Here is a 22213-nt window from a genome sequence, read left to right as displayed (position 1 = left end):
GGCGGCTACGGGTGAGCCACCGGCCGCCAGTTCGTGGCGACGCCGGCAGGAAAGTCCTCGCGGCGGCGCCGACGTGGGCTTGAACGCCGCCCGTCATGATGCCAGCGATCGCAGGGCGGGCTCTGCTTCCTCGCCGCCGTCGGACCATCCGGCTGCGGAACGCTTGTGGAACATCTCCCGGAATTGCTTGGTCGAGTTCGGCAGCAGCGTGCCGTCGTCCCAATCCAGCACGACCGCATAGCGGCGGACCGCATCGAGTTTGTCGATCGTCCCGGCGCGGTAGGCCGCCGCGACCTCTTCGGGGTCGGTCGCAAGCCAGCCGGCACGTTCGCGCGCGATCATCCTGCGTTCGGCATCGGTGGCGGCCTCGTCGATTTCGTAAGCGCAGATCTCGGGGTCCACGGCCCGTATGATCACGCCATAGTCCTTTGCCGCTCGCTCGACGGAAACGTAGTCATCGACCACGTCCTGCAGAACATGCGCGGGACTTCGCTCGAGGGGGTCTCCGAAGCCGCCGCCGCCTGCGGTCGGGCGGCTGAAAATGTCGCCCTGACCGAGCGGTACGTCCGAGAAGGTCGCCCCGAGCCATTCCGGCCTGTCGCTGCCCGCGCGTTGCAGGCTGAGACCGTGCGGTATGGATGGCAGCCCGCCTTCGATGCCCCAGACCACGGCCCGCTCGCGATCGCAGATATAGGAGATGACGGTCTTTTCCGCCTCCAACATCAGCGACGTCTTTCGCACGCCCGCGCCGCCGCGCCATTTGCCGGGTCCGGCGGAGTCGGTCAGGATCTCGAATTCCGTGGTCAGGATGGGATTGGCCCGCTCCTGACCTTCGACCGGCTGCGCCATCAGGCCGGTGCCGAAACAGGCAGTCGTGACATTGCAGCCATCCTTGCCGTTTCGCCCGCCCCAGCCGCCGGGGAGCCAGTCGTAGAACATGAAGATCGGCTTTTCCGGGCGCCGGGCGTCCAGCCCGCCCGTCAGCAGATATTCGAGGTTGAAGGCACAGGCGATGGCCCGCTGGGGCAGGATCTTCGACCAGATCTCGTAGATCGCGTTCATGATCTTCTCGAAGGGCATCAGGAAGCCGGTGACGCCCACCGGCCATTTGGCATCGACGATGCTGCCTTCCGGCGCGATGATCTCGAAGACGCGGTAGAAACCGCTGTTGAGTGGCAGGTCCGGGAAAAAGGTCTTCATTCCCGCGGCTACGGCAGAGAAGGTGGCCCCGAATGCGGAATTGTAGATCGAGCCGATGGTGGGATGGCTACCGGTGAAATCATAGATCGCCTTGTCACCCTTGATCGTGAGCTTGACCTTGATCGGAATGAGACCTTCCTTGCCGGCCGGGTCGCGATCGATGAAGTCCTGCGTTTCCCATTCCCCGTCCGGCAAGGCGGCGATGCGCTGGCGCATTGCCCGCTCGACATAGTCCTGAACTTCTGAAAGTCCGGTCTGGACGGTCTCCCGGCCATACTTGGCGACAAGGCGCAGGATTTCGCGTTCGCAGACCTGCGTGGCCTGGGCCTGGGCATGGATGTCCCCGATGATGGAGGCCGGGTCGCGAGTATTGGAAGCGATCAGGTGCGCGACATCCCGGCAGAAGCGTCCCTTGTCGAACAGGCGGACCGGCGTGATGCGCAGGCCTTCCTTGAACATGTCTCTTGCCGAAACGTCGAACGATCCCGGCACGCTGCCGCCCACGTCGGACCAGTGGCCGTTGGACTGGCTGAAGGCGATGATCCTGCCGTCGGAGAAGATCGGGCGAATGAGACGTACATCGGAGAAATGCGTGCCACCGGCATAAGGATCGTTGATCGCATAGACGTCCCCGGGATGCATGTCGCCTTCGAAGGCGCGCATCACGTCCTTGCAGGTGAAATGCAGGGTGCCGACATGCACCGCGATGTCCTGGTTGCCCTGGGCCGCCGAGTTGCCCTCGGCATCGTGGAGGGCACTGGAGAAGTCACGGTTGTAGATGACGAAGGAGTAGCAGGTCCGAAGGATCTGCTCGCCCATCTGATCGACGCTGGTGATGAAGGAGTTCTTCAGCACCTCGAAGGTGACGGGATCGAGGGAGGGTTTGGAGACCATCTGTATCAATCCTTCACGCGGATGACGATGTTGAGGTATTTGTCGACTTCGGCCCGCGTGCCCGGCGGGATCAGAACGGTCGAATCGACCTGCTCGATGACGGCGGGTCCGCTCAGGCTGAAGCCGGCGGGAAGGTCGGAGCGTTCGTAGACCGGGGTGTCGGCGGCGGCCTCGCCGTCGAACCAGACAGGGCGCCGGCTCGTCGGGGCAGGGGTGACGCCGGTCGGCTCATGGGCCGCAAGCTCGGCCTTCGGCACGACGCCGATCGCCTTGAGGTTGAGGCGGAACAACCCTACCGGCGCCTCGTCGCGGCGGAAGTTGTATTCTCTCTCGTGCTGTCGATGAAAGGCCTCGATCAGATCGGCCATGGAAACGATCGGCGCGGGAGCAGCGACCGCGAGGGAGCGCCATTGTCCCTGGTACATCATGTCGATCGTGCGCTGCAGCACGATGTCGGCGGGGGCGACCCCTTCATGCGCGAGGCGTTCCAGGGCTTCCCTCTCCAGGCGTGCGAATTCGGTTTCGATCGATGCCGGATCCGCCTCGCCGGCGTTGGCGAGGTAGCTCTCCGAGAAATCATGCTGGACGTCGACCAGCAGGCATCCCAGGGCGGAGGTGACGCCGGGATTGGGCGGCACGATTACCGCGGGAATGGCAAGATCCCGGGCGATTGCGACGCCGTGCAAGGCGCCGGCGCCCCCAAAGGCGACGAGCGCGAAGTCTCTCGGATCGTAGCCGCGGCTGATCGAGATCAGGCGTACCGCATCCGACATGTTCGCATTGGCGACCCGGATGATCGCGTCCGCCGCAGCCTCGCGAGTGAGGCCGAAGGGGCGGGCCACGCTCTCGTCGACCGCTTCCGCCGCGAGAGCCGGATCGAGCAGGATCTTGCCGCCGGCAAGGCTGGTGCCGAGCCTTCCGAGGACGACGTTGGCATCCGTATTGGTGGCCTGCCTGTTGCCGTTGCCATAGCAGGCCGGCCCGGGATTGGCACCGGCCGATTGAGGCCCGTTGCGCAGCGAGCCGGCCTCGTCCGTCCAGGCCAGCGACCCGCCGCCCGCTCCTATGGTCAGCACTTCGATCGAGGAAAAGCGGATCGGATAGCCGAATTCGATATGCCAGTCCTTCGTGACTCTCGATTGGCCCTCATAGGCGAGGGAGACATCGGTGGAGGTCCCGCCCATGTCGAGGCCGATGGAGTTCTGGAAGCCGCACAGCATGGCGATGTGGCGGCTGGCGATGGCGCCTGCCGCGATGCCGGACCCAGCGAGGCGCGCGGCGAAATCCTTGACGCTGTTGGGCGTCATCACCCCGCCGCCGGTGTGCAGCAGGAGGAGATCGCGCGTGTATCCTTCCTCCTTGAGCCTTTCGCCGAGACGGGTCGTGTAGTCGACCACGACCGGGCTCAACGCGGCATTGACGACCGTGGTCGAGAAACGCTCATGCTCGAAGATCTCGGGCAGCACGCCGGAGGAAATCGAGATCGGCACGTCGGGCATCTCCTCCTCGAGGATCTGCTTCATGCGCCGCTCGTTGGCGCCGTTCATGTAGGCATTCATGAAGCACACGGCCACGGCCGCCACGTCGCGCCGCTTGAGAATGCGGGCGAGCTCGCGGGCCCCCGTCTCGTCGAGAGGGGTGACGACGACGCCCTGGGCGTCCACGCGCTCCTCGACGACCAGGCGGTCACACCGCGGGATGTAGGGACGCACGACGTCCTTGTAGGTGTCCCACAGATCTTCCTTGTTGGCGCGGCGGATCTCGATGACGTCGCGAAAGCCCTTGGTGCAGACCATTGCGGTCCGCGGCAGGCGCCGCGTGATCAGGGCATTCGTCGCGACGGTGGTGCCGTGCGAGAACAGGGCCACCTTGCCGAGATCAATCGCAGCCTTGGTCACGCCGGACATGATGCCGTCGATCGGATCCTGGGAGGACGCCGTCTTCTCGATGCGGATCAGGCCGGTCGTCTCGTCCATGATGCAGATGTCGGTGAAGGTACCGCCGACATCCACGGCCACACGCAAGTTTTGCAAAGGGAAACTCTCCTGTCCTGCCTCGTCCTCGGGCAAAGCTCCGCCTTGCCCGTAAAACGGGTTTTTGACTGTTCATTCTGCAGAATGCGCCGGCGGGCTAGCCTGCCGGCGTGATTATCGTCGTTGCGAAGGCGGCCCGGCGGGCCGCCTCACGCGTATCGCTCGGCGTGCGGCCGAAATGGGCCTTGTAGTGCCGGCTGAACTGGGCGTGGTCGCCGAAACCCCACTGGTAGGCGATTTCGGCTATGGATCTCCGGCCATCGAGATCATGCAAGGCTTCATCGCACATCAGGAGGCGCTGGCTGCGGATCCAGCCGCAGACCGTCGTTCCCTGGGTTGCGAACAATTGATGCAGGTAGCGGATCGAGATGCCGCAGCCATCGGCGACCGTCAGCGGCGACAGATCGCTGGTGGCCAGGTTGGTCCGTATGAAACGTTCCACGCGATGCAGATGCGCGCTCTGAATGGAAGAGGCAGGCCCGGACAGCACACGCTCGTCTCCCTCAACCGCGAGAGCCAGCAGGTCGACCAGATGCTTGCCCGAGACGTCGCGCGCGGCTCCGCCCATCTCGTCCAGCCGCTGAGCCGTGTGGCGGATCATGTCAACGAAGAGCGCGCCGACGCCGCGCGTGGAATCGAAGCTCAGCGAGGCGAGGCGCTCGGGCTGCCCGACCCGGGCGCGGAGAGTGGCGCTGGGTACCTTCAGGACCCATAGCGCATTGGGGTCGGCATAGCTGAATTCATAGGGTAGGTGGCTTCGCTCGACCAGGAAGGCACCGGGGCGGCAGCGCACCTCCTTGCCATCCTGCGCGAAGCTGATCTCGGACAGCTCGGGTACGGTGATGAGATAGCTCTCCTCGCGTTCATGCAGGAGATGCCGCTGGTGCCGGCGATAGACGAGGCCGTCGGACACGTTGCGGGAAATCGAGAGGTTGCCGAGCGACCAGACCTCGAGGTCGCCGGAAAATCTCGGCGTGTTACGAAAGCCGAGCTCCAGAGGAAAATAGGTCTGCGAGACGGCCTGGTCCCAATAGCGCTTGCGTGCCGCTGGAGCGGCTTGCGCGGTCGAATATCTGACTCGCATTCCGATGCTCCCGTTTCCTGGCTCGGGGAGATGCTGCGCCATGAAGGGTTCCCGTCCTTCCCGGCGCTCTCTCCGGCCATGCCTCTGGTCCCGCCAGGTGGGTGGCTGTCGCACCCTTGCCCGCCGCTTCGTCTTCTTGACGACCTTGTCCGGCCACGAAGACGTGGCCGCATTTCTTCCTCAGTTGAGCGGCATCGCAACCGGACGCATCGGCGCGCCCGTCGCTCCCCGCAGCTTGATACATGCGCCGAAGAAGGCGAATTCATGCACGCCTTCGGCGGCAAGCTCCTCCAGATAGGCCATCTCCAGGATCGGAATGCCGGCTTCCGCGAGAAGATAGGTGTGTACCGGGAAGAAGTTCAGCGGCTCCGCCGAAGGTGTCTGCTCGAGGGTGAGGTTGTCGGCGCCGATCATGATGGCGCCGTTCTTCGCCAGGAATTCCGCCCCCTCGCGATTGAGTCCGGGCGTATTGCGCACGAATGCCATGTCCGGCCAGATCGTCATCTGGCCCGTGCGCAACAGGACAACGTCGCCGGGCTTGAGCGAGAGCCCCTGCCGCTTCAGGCATGCCTTGAGATCGGCTTCACCGATGGCATGGCTCGGCGGCAGTACCTCGACGCCATGCATGGCGGCGACATCCAGCAGCACACCCCGTGCGAAGACAGGCGGATGCTTCTCAGGTCCGCAACGGTCCCACGCACGGCTGCCCAGATGTTCCTTGTCGTTGAATTCGTTGAAGATCTTGCCGCGATACCCGAAGTGGTTGAACGTGTCGATATGGGTGCCGCAATGGGTGTACATGGAGATGCTGTCGCCGGAATAGCCGACGAGCATGTTGGCTTCCAGGCTCACTCCCATGGTGTTAGCGACCACCTCTCCTGCCGGCGTATGCGTCATCCAGATCTGGTAGGGCTGGTCTCCAGCACCGAACCAGCCCGGCATGCCGACGAAATGATCGACGGAGAGGTCGAACACCTTCGATGCGTCGGCACGGCTGAGGATGGCCGACCGCGACTGCGCGTCGATGAGATTGAGCATGCCGATCTCGTCGTCGCGGCCGTATGGGCTGCGGGTGACTTCATGAAACTCGGCATTGTAGGCGATGATCTTCTGCTTCATCGCCTCATCGACGTAGCACGCGACGCACATGGTGCCTCCGGAGCTCGATGCCTTCCGGCATCTTGACGTTTGCCAGTCCTGTCAGCCTTGCCGGCAGCCATACGGCCGACGACAAGTCTACCTCAGTAAACGTCCTCCCCGCGGCCGGCTCTTGTCGCTCAGTGCACGGATTCTTGTGCCTGCGTGCACTTCGTGCCCCGGCCTGCCTTGTTTGGCGTCATGCGAGCGCTGCCGCCAGTTTTTTGAGCTGAAGCCCGTTGTGCTGGCGCGCCTCCAGGGCCTGCGGCATGTCGACTGCCTGGAAGCGGGCCGGCTGGTGCGGCTGCAACTGGCCGATGAGGTCCATATCGGCGGAAATGACCGTTCCGATCATGAAATAACCGCCGCCCGACACGGCGTCCCGGTGGAGCACGATGGGCTCCGTGCCTCCGGGGATCTGCACCGAACCGTAGGGATAGCAACTGTCCACGATGTTCGACGGGTCGGAGCCGGCGCCGAAGGGTTGTTTCCGCGGTTCGAATTCCAGCGGCTGTCCGCCCCGGAAGCGATAGCCGATGCGATCCGCCTCGGGAGCCACTTTCCAGGTGTCTTCGAAAAAGCGCTCGCCGGCGGCCTTGGTGATGCGATCACAGTAGAGGCCTGGAAGGACACGCAGAATGCCGGGCGCCGCGGGTTTGCGCCGCAATTCGTCGGGAACGCCGCGGCCGGGGCTCGCGGACCGCCTGGCCGGTCCGGTGCCGAGCCTGTCTCCGGCCTTGAGCGCCCGGCCTTCGTGGCCGCCCAGCGCGCCGAGCGTATAGGTCGACCGGGAACCGAGCACGACGGGTACGTCGATGCCGCCCGCCACCGCAATGTAGGCCCGCGCGCCGCTCCTGAGAAAGCCGAAGGACAAGACCTGGCCGGCCTTGACCGGAAAGGAGGTCCAAATCGGCTGTTCCACGCCATCGAGCCTCGGCGGCATTTCACCGCCGGTCACCGCGACGAGCGTATCCGCCTCGAAGCGGATCTCCGGCCCCATGAACACCGCCTCCAGCGCGGCATCGCCCTCGTCATTGCCCACGAGGAGATTGGCCGCCACCAGCGCATAGCGGTCCATGGCTCCCGAGAGGGGGATGCCCAGGTGATAGTAGCCGGGTCTGCCGAGGTCCTGGACCGTGGTGGAGAGGCCCGGCTTGATGATATCGAGCATGGTGGCATTCCCCTCAGCCATGGAGCACCCCCAGAAGATCGGCATTGGTGGCGCCCGGGTTCGACTGGAAGGCCTCGAGCGAGAAATCCACCTCCCGGATGAGGGGAGCGAAACGCCCGGTATCGACGGCCTCGACATCGGCGTCGTATTCCTCGCGACCGACGGGCTTGAACTTCACGATGTCGCCCGGCTTGAAGAAGATCATGAAATCCCTGAGATAGCTGATTTCCTGGCGGGGGTCGTAGATCGGCATCGGCGTGATGCCGAACATCTGGTAGCCGCCGGCCCCGCGCACCGAGTAGATGCAGCCGAAGCACCCGCCATGGCCGACGGTCAATCGGGGCGTGTCGGTGCGCGGCCGCAGATATTTGGGCACTTCGATCTGCTTTGCCCGTTCCACCATCTGGTACATGAAGGGCAGGCCGGCGACGAAGCCGACCATCGAGACGAACCAGGGCGAGCCCGAATGGGCATCGATGAAGGCCTGCACGCCTTCATAGCCGTTCACACGGGCCGCGTAGTCGAGGTCGGTGCCGTTGGGATCCTGATGGCGTTCGCGAAAACGCATCAGGGTCTCATGTGTCCAGGGATCCCCGTAGAAGACGGGGATCTCCACGATGCGCGTCTTGAGCCGGCCGTCGCCGGCATCGGCTGCTCCCTCGAGGCTCTGGATCTCCCGCATCAGGTCGTCCGGCGCGATCATGTCCGGGTCGAACTTGATCTGGAAGGAAGCGTTGGCAGGACAGATCTCCGTGACGCCGCGAATGCGGCTGTCGCGCACGGCGTTGGTCATCGACAGGCTTTTGAAGAAGGCCTCCAGCGACATTTCCACGTCGACCTCGACGAAGATATGCTCATCACCACCGAACGAGTATCGCATCGATTGATCTTTCCTTCAGGCAGTAAGCGGCAAGGGTCGGGCGTCGGCCGGGGCTAGCGGATGAGCCTGGAGCCAGTCCTCCAGCCAGCGTGTATGAACGGAGCCCGCCGCGACCTGTGGATCGTTCGCAAGCGCCAGATGCAGCGCGGCCGTGGTCGGGACCCCTTCGACCTTGAGCTCTGACAGCGCCCGGGCGAGCCGCAGGAGAGCCATCCGCCGATCGGTATCCCAGACGACGAGCTTGCCGAGCAGCGAGTCGTAGAAGGGGGGGATGCTGTATCCCTGGTAGAGCATGGTATCGAAACGTACGCCCATGCCGCCGGGCACGGAAAGCGAGGTGATCGCGCCCGGTGCCGGCATGAAGCCCCTGGCCGGATCCTCGGCGTTGATCCGCACCTCGATCGCGTGGCCGCTCACCTTCACCTGCTCCTGTGACAGCGAGAGCTTCTCGCCTGCTGCCACGCGGATCATCTCGCGCACGAGGTCCACACCCGTGATCATCTCCGAAACCGGGTGCTCGACCTGGATGCGGGTGTTCATTTCGATGAAGAAAAAGTCGCCGCGATCATCGTCGTAGAGGTATTCGAGGGTGCCGGCGCCACGATAGGAGACCGATTTGGCGAGCCTTACCGCGGATTCGCACAGGGCTTCGCGGACAGCCGGCGACAGGCAGGCCGCCGGAGCCTCCTCCCATACCTTCTGGCGATGACGCTGCAACGAGCACTCGCGTTCATAGGCATGGATGACATTCTCGCCGTCGCCCAGGATCTGGACCTCGACATGGCGGGCGCGGGGGACGAAACGTTCGAGGTAGAGGCCGCCATCGCCAAAGGCGGCCAACGCCTCCGCACTCGCCTGCGGAATGAGCTTGTCAAGATCGGCGGCCGTGCCAGCGACACGGATCCCGCGACCGCCGCCGCCGGCGGAAGCCTTGATCATCACCGGATAGCCAATGGTTTCGGCAACCCGTCTCGCTTCGTCGATGCCCTCGATCCGGCCCTCGCTGCCGGGCACTGTCGGGACGCCTGCCTGGGCCGCCATGAGACGGGCCGTCGCCTTGTCGCCCATGGCACGGATGGTCTCGGCTTTCGGACCGATGAAGACCAGGCCTGCCTTCTCGACCATCTCGGCAAATTCGGCGTTTTCCGAAAGGAAGCCATAGCCGGGATGCACGGCGTCGCAGCCATGATCCAGCGCTGCCTTCAGCATGGCCTCCTTGTTGAGATACGACTTCGTGGCGTGGGCCGGTCCCACCGGCACGGCCACGTCTGCAAGGCGGGCGGCGAGCATGTCGCGGTCAGCCGCACTGAAAGCCTGCACGGTGGCGATGCCCAGCTCCCGCGCGGCCCGGATGATGCGAACGGCGATCTCACCGCGATTGGCGACGAAAATCCTGCGGATCGCCATGTCTCAGCCTTCGAGATCGTAGAGAGGCTGGCCGGCCATGACCGCATCCTCGTTTTCCACATGGAAGGCAACCACCTTGCCTGCTTCCTCGGCGGCTACGGGGACGAAGGTCTTCATGACCTCGATGAGGCCGATCGTGTCTCCGACCGACACCGTATCGCCTTCCACCTTGAAGGGCGGCTGGTCCGGCGCAGGGGAACGGTAGAACGTTCCGGGGAGGGGAGCCTGGATGGTTTTAAGGGCCATTTTCTGCCTTCTTCAAATTGGAATTGCCCGGTGCCTCAATGGACCGGCAGGGAGGAAACGCCCTCCGCCACGAGGGTCTCGCACAGGACCCTCGCGACCTCGTCGGCGCCGGGAGTATCGGAATGGACGCAGATCGTATCCGCCCTGACGCGGATATCCACGCCGCCGACAGAGCTGACCAGCCCCTCGCGGATCGCCCGCAGGCAGCGTTGTGCCGCCAGGCGCGGATCGACGGGCGGATGCTCACGCGTGATGATCAGCGTGCCGTCGTCGGCGTAGTCGAGATCGGCGTAGAATTCTGGAATGAAGGCGTGGCCGCGCTGCGGATAGACGGTTGCATGGAGCGTTTCCACCATGCCGAGCAGCGGAACCTTGAACACGTCGGCCGCATCACAGATCGCATGGGCGATATCGGGCTGGCGGGCCGCCATGCCATAGAGCGAACCATGCGGCTTGATGTGGTTCAGCACCATGCCCTCAGCGTCCAGAAAGCCCTTCAGGGCTCCGATCTGGTAGATCAGGCAGTTGGCCAGCTCCTCGCGGCCGATCTTCATTTCGCGGCGGCCAAAACCCTGGAGATCGGGCAGCGAGGGATGTGCACCCACGCGCACGCCATGGCTCTTGGCGAGGCGAACCGTCGAGCGCATGTGATTGAAGTCGGAGCCGTGGAAACCGCATGCCACGTTGGCGATATGGATGGAGGGCATGATGCCGGCGTCATCCCCCATGCGCCAGATGCCGAAACTCTCGCCCATGTCGCAATTGATGAGCACCATCGCGCGGCTTTCTCCCTGCTCGAACGCCCGTAGGGAGAACTTTGCAAGCCATCACGATATTGTAAAATTGGAAATTAGACTGCATGATATCATAAATTCAGATACCAATACGCGCCGTGGGAGTCTCTTCTCGAAGGCGCAGTTGCGAGCAGGCTCGATCAGCGGGGCGCTTCTTTTGTCGGTTTCCCTGAAACAGATCCGTTATTTCATCGCAGCCGCGGAATCGGGCCAGATTTCGCAGGCGGCGGTCGAGCTGAATGTTTCGCAATCGGCCGTCACGGCGGCCGTGCAGCAATTGGAGGCGACGCTGGGCGTCCGTCTCTTCGACCGAAATCCGGGCGGCGTTTCGCTGACGCGGGAGGGAAACCGCTTCCTGCTGCATGGGCGCAACGTCATGGCCGCCGTCGCCGAAGCGGTGCGCGAGCCCTGGGCCGCCAGCACGTCGCTGACCGGGACCGTTCGCGTCGGCATCACCTATACCGTGGCGGGCTATTTCCTGCCGCGGCACCATGCCCGGTTCGCCAGCAACTTTCCCAATGTACGGATCGATCTCTACGAGGCTTCCCGCGATGTGATCGAGCGCGCCCTGCTGGACGGGGCGCTGGATATCGCCGTCATTCTCGTCTCCAACCTTGCCGCGCGCGAGAGCCTCCAGTCGGAGACGCTCATCCGTTCGAGGCGGCGCTTGTGGCTGCCGGCGGAGCATCCGCTGATGAAGCAGGACAAGGTGCACCTCAGCGACGTGGCGCGACAGCCCTATGTGATGCTGACAGTGGACGAGGCAGGACACACTGCCAGCCGCTACTGGTCGCTCACTCCCTTCAGGCCCAACGTCATCTTCAGGACCTCCTCTGTCGAGGCGGTTCGCAGCATGGTTGCTGCCGGGATGGGCATCACCGTGCTTTCCGACATGGTCTATCGTCCCTGGTCGCTCGAGGGACAACGGCTGGAGACACGCGTCCTCGAGGACGAGATACCCACCATGGATGTCGGCCTCGCCTGGCGGCCGGATGCCGATCAAAGCCAGGCGACCAAGGCCTTTCACGAATTCCTGAGCCTCGCCTGCGCGGGCGGCGCGCAAGGCTGACATGGTTTCGCATTTCACTTCACGACAAACCCGGGGAAGCTGTCATGACAGACGCGACGATCGAAATGCTGGAGGCCTTTTCGGCCGCCTGGAACGGCCATGATCTCCAGACGATCATGCGCCTGTCCACGCCCGACTGCGAGTTCTGGGCTTCCGCCGGCCCGGAGGCCGAAGGCTTGCGCGCCATCGGCCCCGAAGCGGTCGCCAGCGCCTATCGGGCAATTTTCGACGCGTTCCCCGACGGGCAATGGACACGTGGGCGCATCAGCCTGATGGCTGCTGATCGCGCCCTTTCCGAATGGACCTTCGTCGGCACGTCAAAGGACGGCAAGCGGGTGGAGGTTCTCGGGCTCGACATCCTGGATCTCCAGGACGGCAAGGTTCGGATCAAGAACTCCTTCCGCAAGAACCGTCTGGGCTGACGGCCGGCGCGAGGCTCGCCTATTCGCCGCGGATGGTCGCTTCTGCCGCCAGTGCCGCCGAGAGCAGCCGCTCGTCCTGCCCGCGAAGCCCCGACAGCAGGAAACCGACGGGCATGCCCGCGTCGCCCGTGCCGCTGGGGATGGAAACGCCGCACCAATCGAGGAAATTGCCCAGCAGCGTATTGCGCAGCGTCCTAGCGTTGGTCTTGAAGAAGAGATCGACGTCGTTTTCCAGCGGTGCGATCGGCGGCGCGACATGGGCGATCGTTGGAAAGGCGATGAGGCTATCCCGGCCCAGGAGGCTTTCGGTTTCCTCGATGAGACGGCTGCGGGCCTGAAGGATGGCGAGGTAATCGGGCACGGTGATGCTCGCGCCCAGCCTGGCGCGCGTGACGACGCGCTGATCCATCCGTGCAGCTGCGGGGCCGTTGAGCCGTTCCAGATGAACGGCATGGGCTTCCGCGTTCACCAGTGCGCCCCGGCTCCGGGTGAGGTCCGCCAGCTTGTCGAAGGCAGGAAAAGCCACCCGCTGGATCAGGACACCCTTCGCAGCGAGCCTTGCGAGCGCAGCCTCGAAAGAAGCGGACACAGCGGGCTCCAGATCGTCCAGCACGACATTGGTGGGCACGATCAGGCGCAGGCCCGCCAGGTCCCCCCGCCGGATGGACGGCGCCGTCAGTCCCTGCATCGCGGCGTCCACGAGCACGGCATCCTCCACCGTGCGGCACAAGGGGCCGAGGGAATCGAGACTGCCGGAAAGCGGAAATACGCCGGCCATGGCGTAGCGCCCGCGCGTTGCCTTGTAACCGACGATACCGTTGAACGCTGCTGGAATGCGCACCGAACCGCCGGTATCGGTGCCCATGGCTACCGGGATCAGCCCCTTGGCCACGGCCACGCCGGAGGCGGACGACGATCCGCCGGGGATGCGAGGCTCGTCGCGGCCATGCGGGTTGCGCGGCGTGCCGTAATGAGGGTTCAGCCCTATTCCGGAGAAGGCGAATTCGGTCATGTTCAAGCGGCCGACGCAGACCATGCCTGCAGCCTTCAACTGTTCGACGACGGCGGCATCCCTGTGGGCGGCCGGGTCCGATGCCAGTACGCGTGAGCCGGCCGTCGTTACCACGCCTTCGAGGTCGAACAGGTCCTTCCATCCGATCGGGATGCCGTCCAGCAGGCCATGCGGCCGCCCGGCGCGCAATCTCAGGGCCGCCTCGCCCGCCTCCCGGAGAGCGCGCTCCGGCGTCACCTGTGTGAAGATCGCCTTGTCGTCACTGGCCTCGACCGCCGCCAGTGTGGCCTGCGCCAGTTCAACAGCATCCATCGTGCCGGCCTGCAGAAGGGCGGCGAGCTGGACGACGGATTTGCCTTGAATATCAATTGTCACGACGAAACTCCTTCAAATATGTGTCAATTCACCAGCTGTGCCCATCGGCGAACGAGGTAATTGTGTTCATCCATCGTGGTGTTCCACACGGCGATGGAATTGGCGCGCTGCCAGTACGAACCGCCGTCCCGCACCGATCCGGCCTTGATCGTGATGGTGCCGTCGGGACCCGGCAGGTCGGTCTGCGTAGGCAATCCCTCATACCAGTAGGCCCACTCGTCGGGGGTCAGGTATGTCCTGGCGCGGTTGGGGGTGGACATGTAGTAGCCTTGGCGGGTCATCACCGCTCCGGGCCATCCCGAAAGCCACCAGTTCAGGTAATCATAGGCGACATCGAGCATGCGCCCGGACAAGCCGCTCGAAAGGCACAACCCGCCATGCCAGGCGCGATAGCCCTCACGCGGCACGGCTTCCATGACGGGCACGCCGCGATGGCGCAGGGCCGTGATGCCGGGAGACCACATGCTCTGGATGACGACGCTGCCGGCCCGCATCATGTCCGCGGCCTCCGCCGCGGTCTTCCAGAAGCCTGCGAAATAGCCGTCCTTGCGCCTCTCGATCAGGATACGCAGCAGCGTGTCGATCTCCTCGGTCGACATGTTGCCGATGTCGTCGAAGGACATCAGCCCGAGAGACTGGGCGGCAAGGGCCGCGTCGAAGACACCGATCGCCGGCTCGTCAACGAGCGCCGCCTTGCCATGCCACCTCTCGTCGAGAAGCGCTCCCCAGGAGACGATATGTTCGGCATCGCCATTGGCCATGTCGGGCCGAAAGGCGAAGGAATCGAAATTGTGCGTTGTCGGCAGCATCGAGAGCCAACGGGAGGGCGCAGGCCCCAAGGCACGGTTCGGCTGCACGAAAAGCTTGGTGACGGGCGCGTCGCCGAAGCCTATGCGGGCGCCAGGATCGATTCGGCCGGTCTTCGTCAGATCCGTAATCTCGTCCCAGAGCGTGATGCGCGTGAGGTCGATGGGCTGGACGGCCCGCCAATACCAGACGATATCGAGATTGTGGAAACACTGATCGTAGACATCGTAGCTGCCCGGTTCGGCCGCTGCCTTGTGCTGCGTGGTGACGAAATCCTGGACATCGAACGTGATGTTGATGCCCAGGTCCGCCTCGGCGCGGAGCCGCAGTTCCTCGAGCAGCGAGATTTCCGTTCCCAGGACGCGCAGCGTCGGTCGTGCGGTGGTGCGCACCGCGGGCGCGGCAAGCTTCCTGTCCGGCGCTTCTCCCTTCATGGGTGTCTCGATCGAGGGGGTATGGGAAATGTCATGGAGAACGCTTGATCATATGTGCTGCTGCAGGGGAGCCGCCAGTCGGTTGAAGGCCGCGAGGGAACGTTGGATCAAGCCGGAATCAAGATCATTCACGATAAATACGATACGCGAACGCCGATCGCCATCGGGCCAGGCCTGCATATGCACGGGCGCGTGCACGAGATGCTGCACGCCATGGATGGCGACCGGAGCGTCTTCTCCCGCCAGGTTCAGGATGCCCTTCACTCTCAGGATCTTCTCGCCGTGCCGATTGAGCAGCATGGTCAGCCAGATCCCGAAGGCCGTCCAGTCGATGGGCTCGTCCACTACGACGACGAAGGAGCGGATGCGCTCCCCGTGTCGCGTGCGGTCCGACGACCCGTGCTCGTGCGACGGGTCCCATGCGCCTGTGGGTAGCGGATCGCTTCGGAACGTCTCGCGGAACCAGGCGCGCGTGGAATGCTCCGGAGCGCCGGCCAGCGCGGGGGAGCCAGGCGAGAACAACGCCGCGGCGTCGAGATCTTTGTCCGCTGCCGACAGCACGGGTGCATCCGGATTGAGCCGGCGGATGCGGTGCAGAAGGCGCGCTACGGCGACCTCGTCCGCGAGGTCCGTCTTGGTCAGCACGAGCCGATCGGCGATCGCAGCCTGGCGGGTCGACTCGTCGTGATTGTCCAGTTGGAAGAGTCCGTTGACTGCATCCACGGTGGTCACCACGGTGCCGGGGCGGAAATGATGCCTGAGGACGGGATCCGCCTTGACGGTGGAGAGGATGGGGAAGGGATCCGCCAGGCCCGTGCTTTCGATCACCAGCCTGTCGAAGAGGGGAATCTCCCCGCGTTCACGCTTGCCGTGGATGTCGCGCATCGCCTGGGCAAGTTCGCCGCGGATCGCGCAGCAGAGGCACCCGGACGGCAGCAGTACCATGGTTTCGTCGATGCGCTCGAGCAGGTGGTGATCGAGCCCGATCTCGCCGAACTCGTTGATCAGGATGGCGGTGCGCGCCATGGCCGGATCCGAGAGCAGCCGCCGCAGCAGCGTCGTCTTCCCCGAGCCGAGAAAGCCCGTGAGGAGATTGACCGGGGTGAACGCCGGGGCCTCATCCGCCATGCCGCTTCTCCATTGCCTCGATCACCGGCAATGCAAGGGGATCGCAGGCGCGTCCCGCCAGCCTTTCGGCTGCCGGCCAGAGATGGCCGAGATCGTCGATGATCTCCGTCTTGCCGGTTCGTGTCGACAGGAGGAACGAAGCTCCCTGCCAATCGGACAGCGTCATGCCGAACGTTTCAAGGACCTGGCACGCGATCCGCACGCGCCTCATGCGCTCGCGCCGGCGATCGACCCTGTCGTGATTGCGCGTGAAGACGCCGGGCCGCGCGACAGCGTCGGCCCAGTGCTCATTGCCACCCAGGATGCCGCAGAGCGAGCACATGGAAATCCACCTCGCAGCGATTGGAACCATCAGGGCGGGCCGAGGTAGGTGCCTCGGCCCCCGCCGTCACTTCTTGCGCGGGAAGCGCTTGGCGAAATCGTCGGCCATCTCGTTCATGGTGACGAATTTGACGCCGGGATGCTTGGCCATATGGGCATAGAGGCGTTCCAGCATCATAAGCACCTGCGGCCGTCCGGAGACGTCGGGATGGATCGTAATCGGGAACACCGCGTAATCCATCTCGCGATAGACCCAGTCGAACTGGTCCCGCCAGAGTTGCTCGATGTCGTGGGGGTTTACGAAGCCGTGGCTGTTCGGAGCCTTCTTGATGAACATCATGGGCGGCAGGTCATCGAGATACCAGGAGGCGGGAATCTCGATGAGGTCGGTCTCGTGTCCCCGCTTCAGCGGTACCATCCAGTCGCTCGGCTTGCCGGAATAGTCGATCTTGGTCCAGGAATCGCCGACGCGGACGTAGTAGGGCGTGAAGTCGTTGTGCATCAGCGAGTGGTCGTACTTGATGCCGCGCTCCAGCAGAAGCTCGTTGGTGACGTTGGAGAACTCCCACCAGGGGGCGACGTAGCCGGTGGGTCTTTTGCCCGACAGCCTGGTCACCAGGTCGATGCACTTGTCGAGAATTTCGATCTCCTGCTCGCGCGTCATCGCGATCGGATTCTCGTGGGTATAGCCGTGGATGCCGATCTCGTGGCCGGCGTCGGCGACCGCCTGCATCTGTTCGGGAAAAGTCTCGATCGAATGTCCGGGAATGAACCACGTCGTCTTGATGCCCAGGCGCTCGAACAGCTTGAGAAGGCGGGGCGAGCCAACCTCGCCCGCGAAAAGGCCCCGCGAGATGTCATCCGGCGAGTCCTCGCCGCCATAGGAGCCGAGCCAGCCCGCGACGGCATCGACGTCAATGCCGAAACCACAGAGTATTTCCTTTGCCATGGATGAGGTCTCCTCGTGTTTTCTGAAGGAAGTTGTGTCGTTGAAGCGGTGGCTCAGGCAGCCGGAATGACCGTGGCTTCCGAAGGACGCCAGGCCAGGACGATTTCTCCGCCGGGAGCGAAGGCACCCGGTGGATATTTGTCGACATGCGCCTCGAGCGAGACGGCCCGGCCTCCCGGAAGCTCGACGGAAAGGTGGGAGATGTGGCCGACGACATCGAGGCGCCGGACGGTTGCCGCGATCGCATTGCCGATGGGTTCCGCCTCCGTGTCGGTGGAAGGACGAACCTCTATGGCTTCGGCCGGAACGACGATCTTCGCGGCGCTTCCGGCCGCAAGAGCGCCGTTGGCGGTGCCCCTGAGGATGCCGAGTGGCGTATGCACCACCGCGCGCCCGTCCTCGAGCCCACCGACGGAGCCGTCGAGGATGGTGTTGCGCCCGATGAACTGGGCCACGAAGGGTGTATTGGGCCGCGTGTAGAGTTGATGTGGAGGACTGATCTGCTCGACGCGTCCCTGATTCATCACGACGATCCGATCGGACAGGGCCAGCGCCTCCGACTGTGCATGCGTCACGAAGACAAAGGTCACGCCCAGCCTTTTCTGCAGCAGTTTCAGCTCGTTCTGGATCGCTTTGCGCAGATTTGCATCGAGGGCGCCCAACGGTTCGTCCAGAAGGAGAATGTCCGGCTCGACGACGAGGCCGCGCGCGAGGGCGATCCGCTGGCGCTGGCCGCCGGAGAGCTTTTCGGGGCGCTTGTCGGCGACATCTTCGAGCCCGAGCGTGTGCAGGATGCGATCGACCTTGGCTTCGCGCTCCGCCTTCGGCAGTCCCTTGACCTCGAGGCCGTATCCGACATTGCGGCGAACGCTCATGTGGGGGAAGAGCGCGTAGTTCTGGAAGATCATCGAGGTCGGCCGCCGCTCGGGCGGCACGTCGTTGATGCGGGTACCCTTGATCAGCATGTCGCCGGACGAGATGGACTCGAAGCCGGCGATCATGCGCAACGTCGTCGTCTTGCCGCAGCCCGACGGTCCCAGGAAGGCAATGAACTCGCCCTTGGTCACGGCCAGGTCGAAGCCGGCCACGGCTGGCGTGCCGTTGTCGTAGACCTTGCCGACCTTGATCAGTTCGAGATCGTGGATCATTGAATCGCGCTCCGAGGCTGGGGCAGGCGATGCGGGCGTGGGCCGCCCGCATCGAGATCAGGCGTTCAGGAACTCATCCCATTTCTGGATGAGATGGTCGTAGGCATCCGGCCACTGGTGCCAGTAGGCGACGTTGGAAGCCCGCTCCTCCAGGCTGCCTCCGTCACGCAGGTCGCCCTCCTTGATGCCGCGCTCGGCGGCGCCGACCCAGGGCTTGCCCTCGTACCAGAAGGCGTATTTGTCGGGCGCCATCTCGTTCTTGATGTTGGTCGTCGGGGAATAGTAGCCCTGCTCGGACACGGTGATGCCCGGTTTGCCGGAGAGCCAGTAGTCCGCATAGGCGGCAACGGCCTCCTTGTTGGCGGAGCCGGCGATGAGCGAAGGTCCGATCGCCCAGGCACGGTAGCCTTCCTTCGGGCGGGCATATTTGCAGGCCTTGCCCTGCGCCTTCACCGCCATCACGGCCGGCTGCCAGGCATCGCACACCACCATTTCACCGGAGGCGAGCAGGTTGACCAATTCGCCGAAGTCGCCCCAGAGCGCCCGGAACTGCCCGTCCTTCTTCTTGGAGACGAGGAATTTCGCGGCCTCGTCTATTTCGGCCTCGGAGGGATTGCCGGGATTCTTCACCGCCGACAGGCCCAGGGAGTTCATGGCCATCACGGCCTGGCCGAACGCGATCAGGGGATCGGTGTTGAGCCCGGACTTGCCCTTCCACTTGGGGTCGAAGATCGCAGCCCAGGTGTTGGCTTCCTCGTCCGACAGGACGTCGGGATTGTAGCCGATGGAGTCGTAGTTGTAGACGGCCGGAACCATCCACAGAGAGGTGTGGGCGTCATCCTGCCAGATCTGGCCGGTGATCTGGGCCTTGGGGTCCCACTTGCCGTTCGGCTTGGTGAAGGTTTCGCGGATATTGGCCCAGTTCTTCAACGAGGAGGCCGCGATGGGCTCGACATTGTTGGTCATCACCACGGAGGGCAGGCGCTCGGCGATCACTTCCCAACAATCGTAGTCCTTCGAACCCGAAAGGATCTTGGTCTGAGCATCGGGGAAGGTGGCCGCGGTGCCAGACGTCGAACCGACGCCCGAAGCGGCCTTGAAGTCGGCGAGGATGCGTTCCTGCACGGTCACCGACAGGCCGATGGTACGCAGGCTTTCATTCGCCAGCCCGGCGCCCTGGGCCCAGGCTGCCCGGGAGGACAGGAACGGCGTGCCGCCGCCCAGCGCCAGGGCCATCATTCCCGCAGACCGCTTCAACATAGAGCGGCGCGTCATCTCGCTCAGATCAGACATCGTTCCTTCTCCGGTTCTGGTTCATTTGCTTTTGTTTCAGTAGCGGCCCACCAGGAGGCCACCGTCGACCACCAGCGTCTGACCCGTCAGGTATCGGGCGCTGGAAGAGGATAGAAAGACGATCACGTCGGCGATCTCTTCGGGTTCGCCGATGCGGCCCATCGGTATGAAGGCACCCGCCGCCTCCGCTCCTTCCGGGCCGAGGGAATGTTCCTTGGACAGGAGCTGGGCAGTGCGGATGTAGCCGGGCGCGACGCCGTTCACCCGGACGCCGTCGCGGGCAACCTCGACGGCAAGTCCGCGCACCAGGCCCACGACACCGGCCTTGGCGGAGGAGTAGTGAACATGCTCGTCCCAGCCATAGGCGACACCCATGATCGAGGAGAGCGCGACAACGGCTCCCGACCGGCGCGCCCGCATGCCGGGCAGCGCCGCCCGCACCACGCGAAAGATGCCCTTGAGATCGATGTCGAACGTCAGGTCCCACATGTCGTCGTCGAGCTTGGCCAGCGGTACGCGATGGGCGATCCCGGCGTTGGCGACGATGACATCGATGCGCCCATGGCGGGCTTCCACATCCGCGACCACAGCGTCGGCACGGTCGGTGGAGCGCACGTCGAGCGACAGAAACTCCGCCGAGCCGCCCGACGCCTTGATCTCGGCCACCACGCCATTGCCGTCGGCTTCCAGGACGTCGGTGACCACCACGTGGTCGCCGAGCGCTGCGAAGGCTTTCGCGCTGGCCCGGCCGATGCCGATGCCGCCGCCGGTAATCAGAACGATGCGCGCCTGGGTCATGGTGCCGTCTTCTCCGCTTGCTTGCTCACAACATCACGTCGCCGGAATTGGGGCCCAGCGTCTGGCCAACGAAGAGGCTGGCGGCGGGCGAGGCGAGGAAGGCGACCGTCGCCGCGACTTCCTCCGGTTCACCGAAACGGCCGAGGGGCAGCTCTCTGGCCTTACGGCTCTGCCATTCCTCGGACAGAGCGCGCACCAGCGGAGTGTTGATCGGTCCGGGCGCGACGGCGTTGACACGCACGCCACGGCTCGACACTTCCCGAGCAAGCGATTTGGTCATGCCGATGATGGCGGCCTTGGCGCCGGAATAGTGAACGAGCTCGATTCCGCCGATCTGGCCCAGCTGCGAGGCGATGTTGACGATGACGCCGGCGCCTGCCGTCAGCATCGCCGGCAGGACGGCCCGGGTCATCAGGAAGGTGCCGCGGACATGCACCGCGAACATGCGGTCGAAATCCGCCGGCTCAAGGTGCTCGAACAGGCACTGGTGCACATATCCTGCATTGTTGACGAGCAACTGGACAGGTCCGAACCCGGTGCGGGCTGCCGCGACGATGGACGAGACGTCCTCTTCCCCTGACACGTCGCCGGCCGCCGCGAGGGCCTTGCCGCCCGCCGCTTCTATGGCGTCGGCGACGGCCTGGGCCCGATCGAGCACCAGATCGTTGACCAGCACGGCGTAGCCGTCGGCCGCGAGGCGCTCCGCCACTGCCCGTCCGATGCCCGACCCCGCGCCCGTGACGATCGCTGCCTTCAAGTCCGGCATCATGCTTCTTCCTGGATAGCGACGCGCCTGCTGCGCCGGACGGACAAACCCATCAGGATGGCGTAGACGGCCAGCAGCGCGAATGAGAACAGGGTGGTGAGAACGCCGAAGGCGAAGACGTTCGGATGGATCTCGACCGAAAAGGTTCCGTAGATCGCCAGCGGCAGCGTGAGGTCCCTTCCCGAGGCGAAGAGCGTGCGGGAGAATTCGTCATAGGACAGAGTGAAGGCGAACAGCATCGCCGACAGGACGCCTGGGAAGATCAGGGGAAAGGTCACCTTCCGGAACGTGCGGATCGGCGAGACCCCGAGGGACCAGGAAGCCTCCTCGACGCTCTGGTCGAAGCGGTTGAAGATCGCCAACATCACGAGGAACGCGAATGGATAGGTATAGACCACGTGGAGGACGAAGGCCGTGCCCCACCAGTGGCGATCGATGCCGAGGAAATTCGCCACCAGCGCCATGCCCAGGCCGACCAGGACACCCGGCACCATCATTCCGAGGACGATCAGGTAGAAGGCGACGCCGGAGCCCTTGAACTTCTTGCGGAACGCCTGCGCGGAGGTCACGCCCAGCACGGTCGATACCACCATCGTCATCAGGGCGAGGACGACCGAGCGCCCCAGGCTCTCTTCGATGGGCAACGGCGCCACGCGCGAAGGCGGCGTCAAGCCGAACAGATGCTGATACCAGTAGGTTGACCATTCGATGATCGGAAACTGTGGACCGCCCTCGGGCCCCGTCTGGAACGACAGGATGGCCAGCACGACGAAGGGGCCGTAGAGGAAGAGAAGGAACAGGGCCGTGTAGACGGCCAGGACCGGTTTGATGCCGCGCGCCTGCAT

At 64.4% G+C, this 22213-nt stretch carries 21 protein-coding genes; 2 read left to right on the top strand and 19 right to left on the bottom strand.

From position 1 onward, the window contains the following. Positions 1 to 93 precede the first annotated feature (93 nt). The 9 genes from AC6H34_RS03830 to AC6H34_RS03790 form a co-directional block, all read right to left on the bottom strand. On the bottom strand, positions 94 to 2094 hold the full coding sequence (locus tag AC6H34_RS03830; RefSeq protein ID WP_497537950.1) for a hydantoinase B/oxoprolinase family protein: 2001 nt from the start codon (positions 2092 to 2094) through the stop codon (positions 94 to 96). Between the two features lie 5 nt (positions 2095 to 2099). Beyond that, positions 2100 to 4127 carry a hydantoinase/oxoprolinase family protein gene (locus AC6H34_RS03825; RefSeq protein ID WP_497537949.1) on the bottom strand — a complete coding sequence of 676 codons (2028 nt, stop codon included), beginning with the start codon at positions 4125 to 4127 and terminating at the stop codon, positions 2100 to 2102. A gap of 97 nt (positions 4128 to 4224) precedes the next feature. After that, positions 4225 to 5211 carry an AraC-like ligand-binding domain-containing protein gene (locus tag AC6H34_RS03820; protein ID WP_448146064.1) on the bottom strand — a complete coding sequence of 329 codons (987 nt, stop codon included), beginning with the start codon at positions 5209 to 5211 and terminating at the stop codon, positions 4225 to 4227. A gap of 180 nt (positions 5212 to 5391) precedes the next feature. Continuing rightward, on the bottom strand, positions 5392 to 6360 hold the full coding sequence (locus tag AC6H34_RS03815) for a cyclase family protein (protein ID WP_497537948.1): 969 nt from the start codon (positions 6358 to 6360) through the stop codon (positions 5392 to 5394). Positions 6361 to 6547: 187 nt separating this feature from the next. Next, entirely contained in the window at positions 6548 to 7540 is a 993-nt protein-coding gene (locus AC6H34_RS03810; protein WP_497537947.1) for a 5-oxoprolinase subunit C family protein, read from the bottom strand. Further along, positions 7533 to 8399: a 5-oxoprolinase subunit B family protein gene (locus AC6H34_RS03805; protein ID WP_497537946.1), complete on the bottom strand. Its 867-nt coding sequence runs from the start codon at positions 8397 to 8399 to the stop codon at positions 7533 to 7535. Before AC6H34_RS03805 ends, AC6H34_RS03810 begins: the two co-directional genes overlap by 8 nt. A gap of 15 nt (positions 8400 to 8414) precedes the next feature. Next, positions 8415 to 9806 carry an acetyl-CoA carboxylase biotin carboxylase subunit gene (locus AC6H34_RS03800; protein ID WP_497537945.1) on the bottom strand — a complete coding sequence of 464 codons (1392 nt, stop codon included), beginning with the start codon at positions 9804 to 9806 and terminating at the stop codon, positions 8415 to 8417. A 3-nt stretch (positions 9807 to 9809) separates the two neighbouring features. Next, a complete protein-coding gene (locus AC6H34_RS03795; protein ID WP_497537944.1) occupies positions 9810 to 10052 on the bottom strand; it encodes an acetyl-CoA carboxylase in 243 nt (80 codons plus the stop codon). A gap of 35 nt (positions 10053 to 10087) precedes the next feature. Next, on the bottom strand, positions 10088 to 10828 hold the full coding sequence (locus AC6H34_RS03790) for a LamB/YcsF family protein (protein WP_448146070.1): 741 nt from the start codon (positions 10826 to 10828) through the stop codon (positions 10088 to 10090). A gap of 175 nt (positions 10829 to 11003) precedes the next feature. On the opposite strand from AC6H34_RS03790, the gene AC6H34_RS03785 reads away from it, so the two are divergent. Continuing rightward, on the top strand, positions 11004 to 11915 hold the full coding sequence (locus AC6H34_RS03785; protein WP_497537943.1) for a LysR family transcriptional regulator: 912 nt from the start codon (positions 11004 to 11006) through the stop codon (positions 11913 to 11915). 44 nt (positions 11916 to 11959) lie between these two features. Next, entirely contained in the window at positions 11960 to 12337 is a 378-nt protein-coding gene (locus tag AC6H34_RS03780) for a nuclear transport factor 2 family protein (RefSeq protein WP_497537942.1), read from the top strand. Positions 12338 to 12356: 19 nt separating this feature from the next. Here AC6H34_RS03780 and AC6H34_RS03775 read toward each other — a convergent pair whose 3' ends face one another. From AC6H34_RS03775 to AC6H34_RS03730, 10 genes are all read right to left on the bottom strand, one after another. Next, complete coding sequence (locus AC6H34_RS03775) at positions 12357 to 13724, bottom strand: amidase (RefSeq protein ID WP_497537941.1); 1368 nt, start codon at positions 13722 to 13724, stop codon at positions 12357 to 12359. A gap of 23 nt (positions 13725 to 13747) precedes the next feature. Continuing rightward, the gene (locus AC6H34_RS03770; protein ID WP_448146074.1) at positions 13748 to 14965 is read right to left on the bottom strand and encodes an ABC transporter substrate-binding protein; all 1218 of its coding nucleotides are present in this window, start codon (positions 14963 to 14965) and stop codon (positions 13748 to 13750) included. 48 nt (positions 14966 to 15013) lie between these two features. Next, positions 15014 to 16093, bottom strand: a complete 1080-nt coding sequence (locus AC6H34_RS03765; protein ID WP_497537940.1) for a CobW family GTP-binding protein — start codon at positions 16091 to 16093, stop codon at positions 15014 to 15016. Then, a complete protein-coding gene (locus AC6H34_RS03760; protein WP_448146076.1) occupies positions 16083 to 16415 on the bottom strand; it encodes a hypothetical protein in 333 nt (110 codons plus the stop codon). Before AC6H34_RS03760 ends, AC6H34_RS03765 begins: the two co-directional genes overlap by 11 nt. A gap of 66 nt (positions 16416 to 16481) precedes the next feature. Then, positions 16482 to 17363, bottom strand: coding sequence for a polysaccharide deacetylase family protein (locus AC6H34_RS03755; protein ID WP_497537939.1), 882 nt, complete (start codon positions 17361 to 17363; stop codon positions 16482 to 16484). Between the two features lie 53 nt (positions 17364 to 17416). Next, positions 17417 to 18511 carry an ABC transporter ATP-binding protein gene (locus tag AC6H34_RS03750; RefSeq protein ID WP_497537938.1) on the bottom strand — a complete coding sequence of 365 codons (1095 nt, stop codon included), beginning with the start codon at positions 18509 to 18511 and terminating at the stop codon, positions 17417 to 17419. 57 nt (positions 18512 to 18568) lie between these two features. Then, the gene (locus AC6H34_RS03745; RefSeq protein ID WP_448146079.1) at positions 18569 to 19804 is read right to left on the bottom strand and encodes an ABC transporter substrate-binding protein; all 1236 of its coding nucleotides are present in this window, start codon (positions 19802 to 19804) and stop codon (positions 18569 to 18571) included. A 36-nt stretch (positions 19805 to 19840) separates the two neighbouring features. Continuing rightward, complete coding sequence (locus tag AC6H34_RS03740) at positions 19841 to 20602, bottom strand: SDR family NAD(P)-dependent oxidoreductase (RefSeq protein ID WP_497537937.1); 762 nt, start codon at positions 20600 to 20602, stop codon at positions 19841 to 19843. Positions 20603 to 20627: 25 nt separating this feature from the next. Beyond that, positions 20628 to 21371, bottom strand: coding sequence for an SDR family NAD(P)-dependent oxidoreductase (locus tag AC6H34_RS03735; RefSeq protein WP_448146081.1), 744 nt, complete (start codon positions 21369 to 21371; stop codon positions 20628 to 20630). Beyond that, on the bottom strand, positions 21368 to 22213 hold the full coding sequence (locus AC6H34_RS03730) for an ABC transporter permease (protein WP_448146082.1): 846 nt from the start codon (positions 22211 to 22213) through the stop codon (positions 21368 to 21370). The genes AC6H34_RS03735 and AC6H34_RS03730 overlap by 4 nt, the downstream gene beginning before the upstream one ends.

It is taken from the genome of Labrys sp. ALF-8, from assembly GCF_059699065.1.
This window is presented reverse-complemented; position numbering and strand designations above follow the sequence as displayed.

What these genes read in the sequence shown, in the direction of transcription:
- AC6H34_RS03735 (WP_448146081.1), bottom strand. Translation starts at nt 21,371, where the DNA reads ATGATGCCGGACTTGAAGGCAGCGATCGTCACGGGCGCGGGGTCGGGC.
- AC6H34_RS03745 (WP_448146079.1), bottom strand. Translation starts at nt 19,804, where the DNA reads ATGTCTGATCTGAGCGAGATGACGCGCCGCTCTATGTTGAAGCGGTCT.
- AC6H34_RS03780 (WP_497537942.1), top strand. Translation starts at nt 11,960, where the DNA reads ATGACAGACGCGACGATCGAAATGCTGGAGGCCTTTTCGGCCGCCTGG.
- AC6H34_RS03750 (WP_497537938.1), bottom strand. Translation starts at nt 18,511, where the DNA reads ATGATCCACGATCTCGAACTGATCAAGGTCGGCAAGGTCTACGACAAC.
- AC6H34_RS03760 (WP_448146076.1), bottom strand. Translation starts at nt 16,415, where the DNA reads ATGTGCTCGCTCTGCGGCATCCTGGGTGGCAATGAGCACTGGGCCGAC.
- AC6H34_RS03830 (WP_497537950.1), bottom strand. Translation starts at nt 2,094, where the DNA reads ATGGTCTCCAAACCCTCCCTCGATCCCGTCACCTTCGAGGTGCTGAAG.
- AC6H34_RS03755 (WP_497537939.1), bottom strand. Translation starts at nt 17,363, where the DNA reads ATGGCAAAGGAAATACTCTGTGGTTTCGGCATTGACGTCGATGCCGTC.
- AC6H34_RS03730 (WP_448146082.1), bottom strand. Translation starts at nt 22,213, where the DNA reads ATGCAGGCGCGCGGCATCAAACCGGTCCTGGCCGTCTACACGGCCCTG.
- AC6H34_RS03740 (WP_497537937.1), bottom strand. Translation starts at nt 20,602, where the DNA reads ATGACCCAGGCGCGCATCGTTCTGATTACCGGCGGCGGCATCGGCATC.
- AC6H34_RS03815 (WP_497537948.1), bottom strand. Translation starts at nt 6,360, where the DNA reads ATGTGCGTCGCGTGCTACGTCGATGAGGCGATGAAGCAGAAGATCATC.
- AC6H34_RS03790 (WP_448146070.1), bottom strand. Translation starts at nt 10,828, where the DNA reads ATGGTGCTCATCAATTGCGACATGGGCGAGAGTTTCGGCATCTGGCGC.
- AC6H34_RS03820 (WP_448146064.1), bottom strand. Translation starts at nt 5,211, where the DNA reads ATGCGAGTCAGATATTCGACCGCGCAAGCCGCTCCAGCGGCACGCAAG.
- AC6H34_RS03770 (WP_448146074.1), bottom strand. Translation starts at nt 14,965, where the DNA reads ATGAAGGGAGAAGCGCCGGACAGGAAGCTTGCCGCGCCCGCGGTGCGC.
- AC6H34_RS03765 (WP_497537940.1), bottom strand. Translation starts at nt 16,093, where the DNA reads ATGGCGGATGAGGCCCCGGCGTTCACCCCGGTCAATCTCCTCACGGGC.
- AC6H34_RS03810 (WP_497537947.1), bottom strand. Translation starts at nt 7,540, where the DNA reads ATGGCTGAGGGGAATGCCACCATGCTCGATATCATCAAGCCGGGCCTC.
- AC6H34_RS03800 (WP_497537945.1), bottom strand. Translation starts at nt 9,806, where the DNA reads ATGGCGATCCGCAGGATTTTCGTCGCCAATCGCGGTGAGATCGCCGTT.
- AC6H34_RS03795 (WP_497537944.1), bottom strand. Translation starts at nt 10,052, where the DNA reads ATGGCCCTTAAAACCATCCAGGCTCCCCTCCCCGGAACGTTCTACCGT.
- AC6H34_RS03805 (WP_497537946.1), bottom strand. Translation starts at nt 8,399, where the DNA reads ATGCGATACTCGTTCGGTGGTGATGAGCATATCTTCGTCGAGGTCGAC.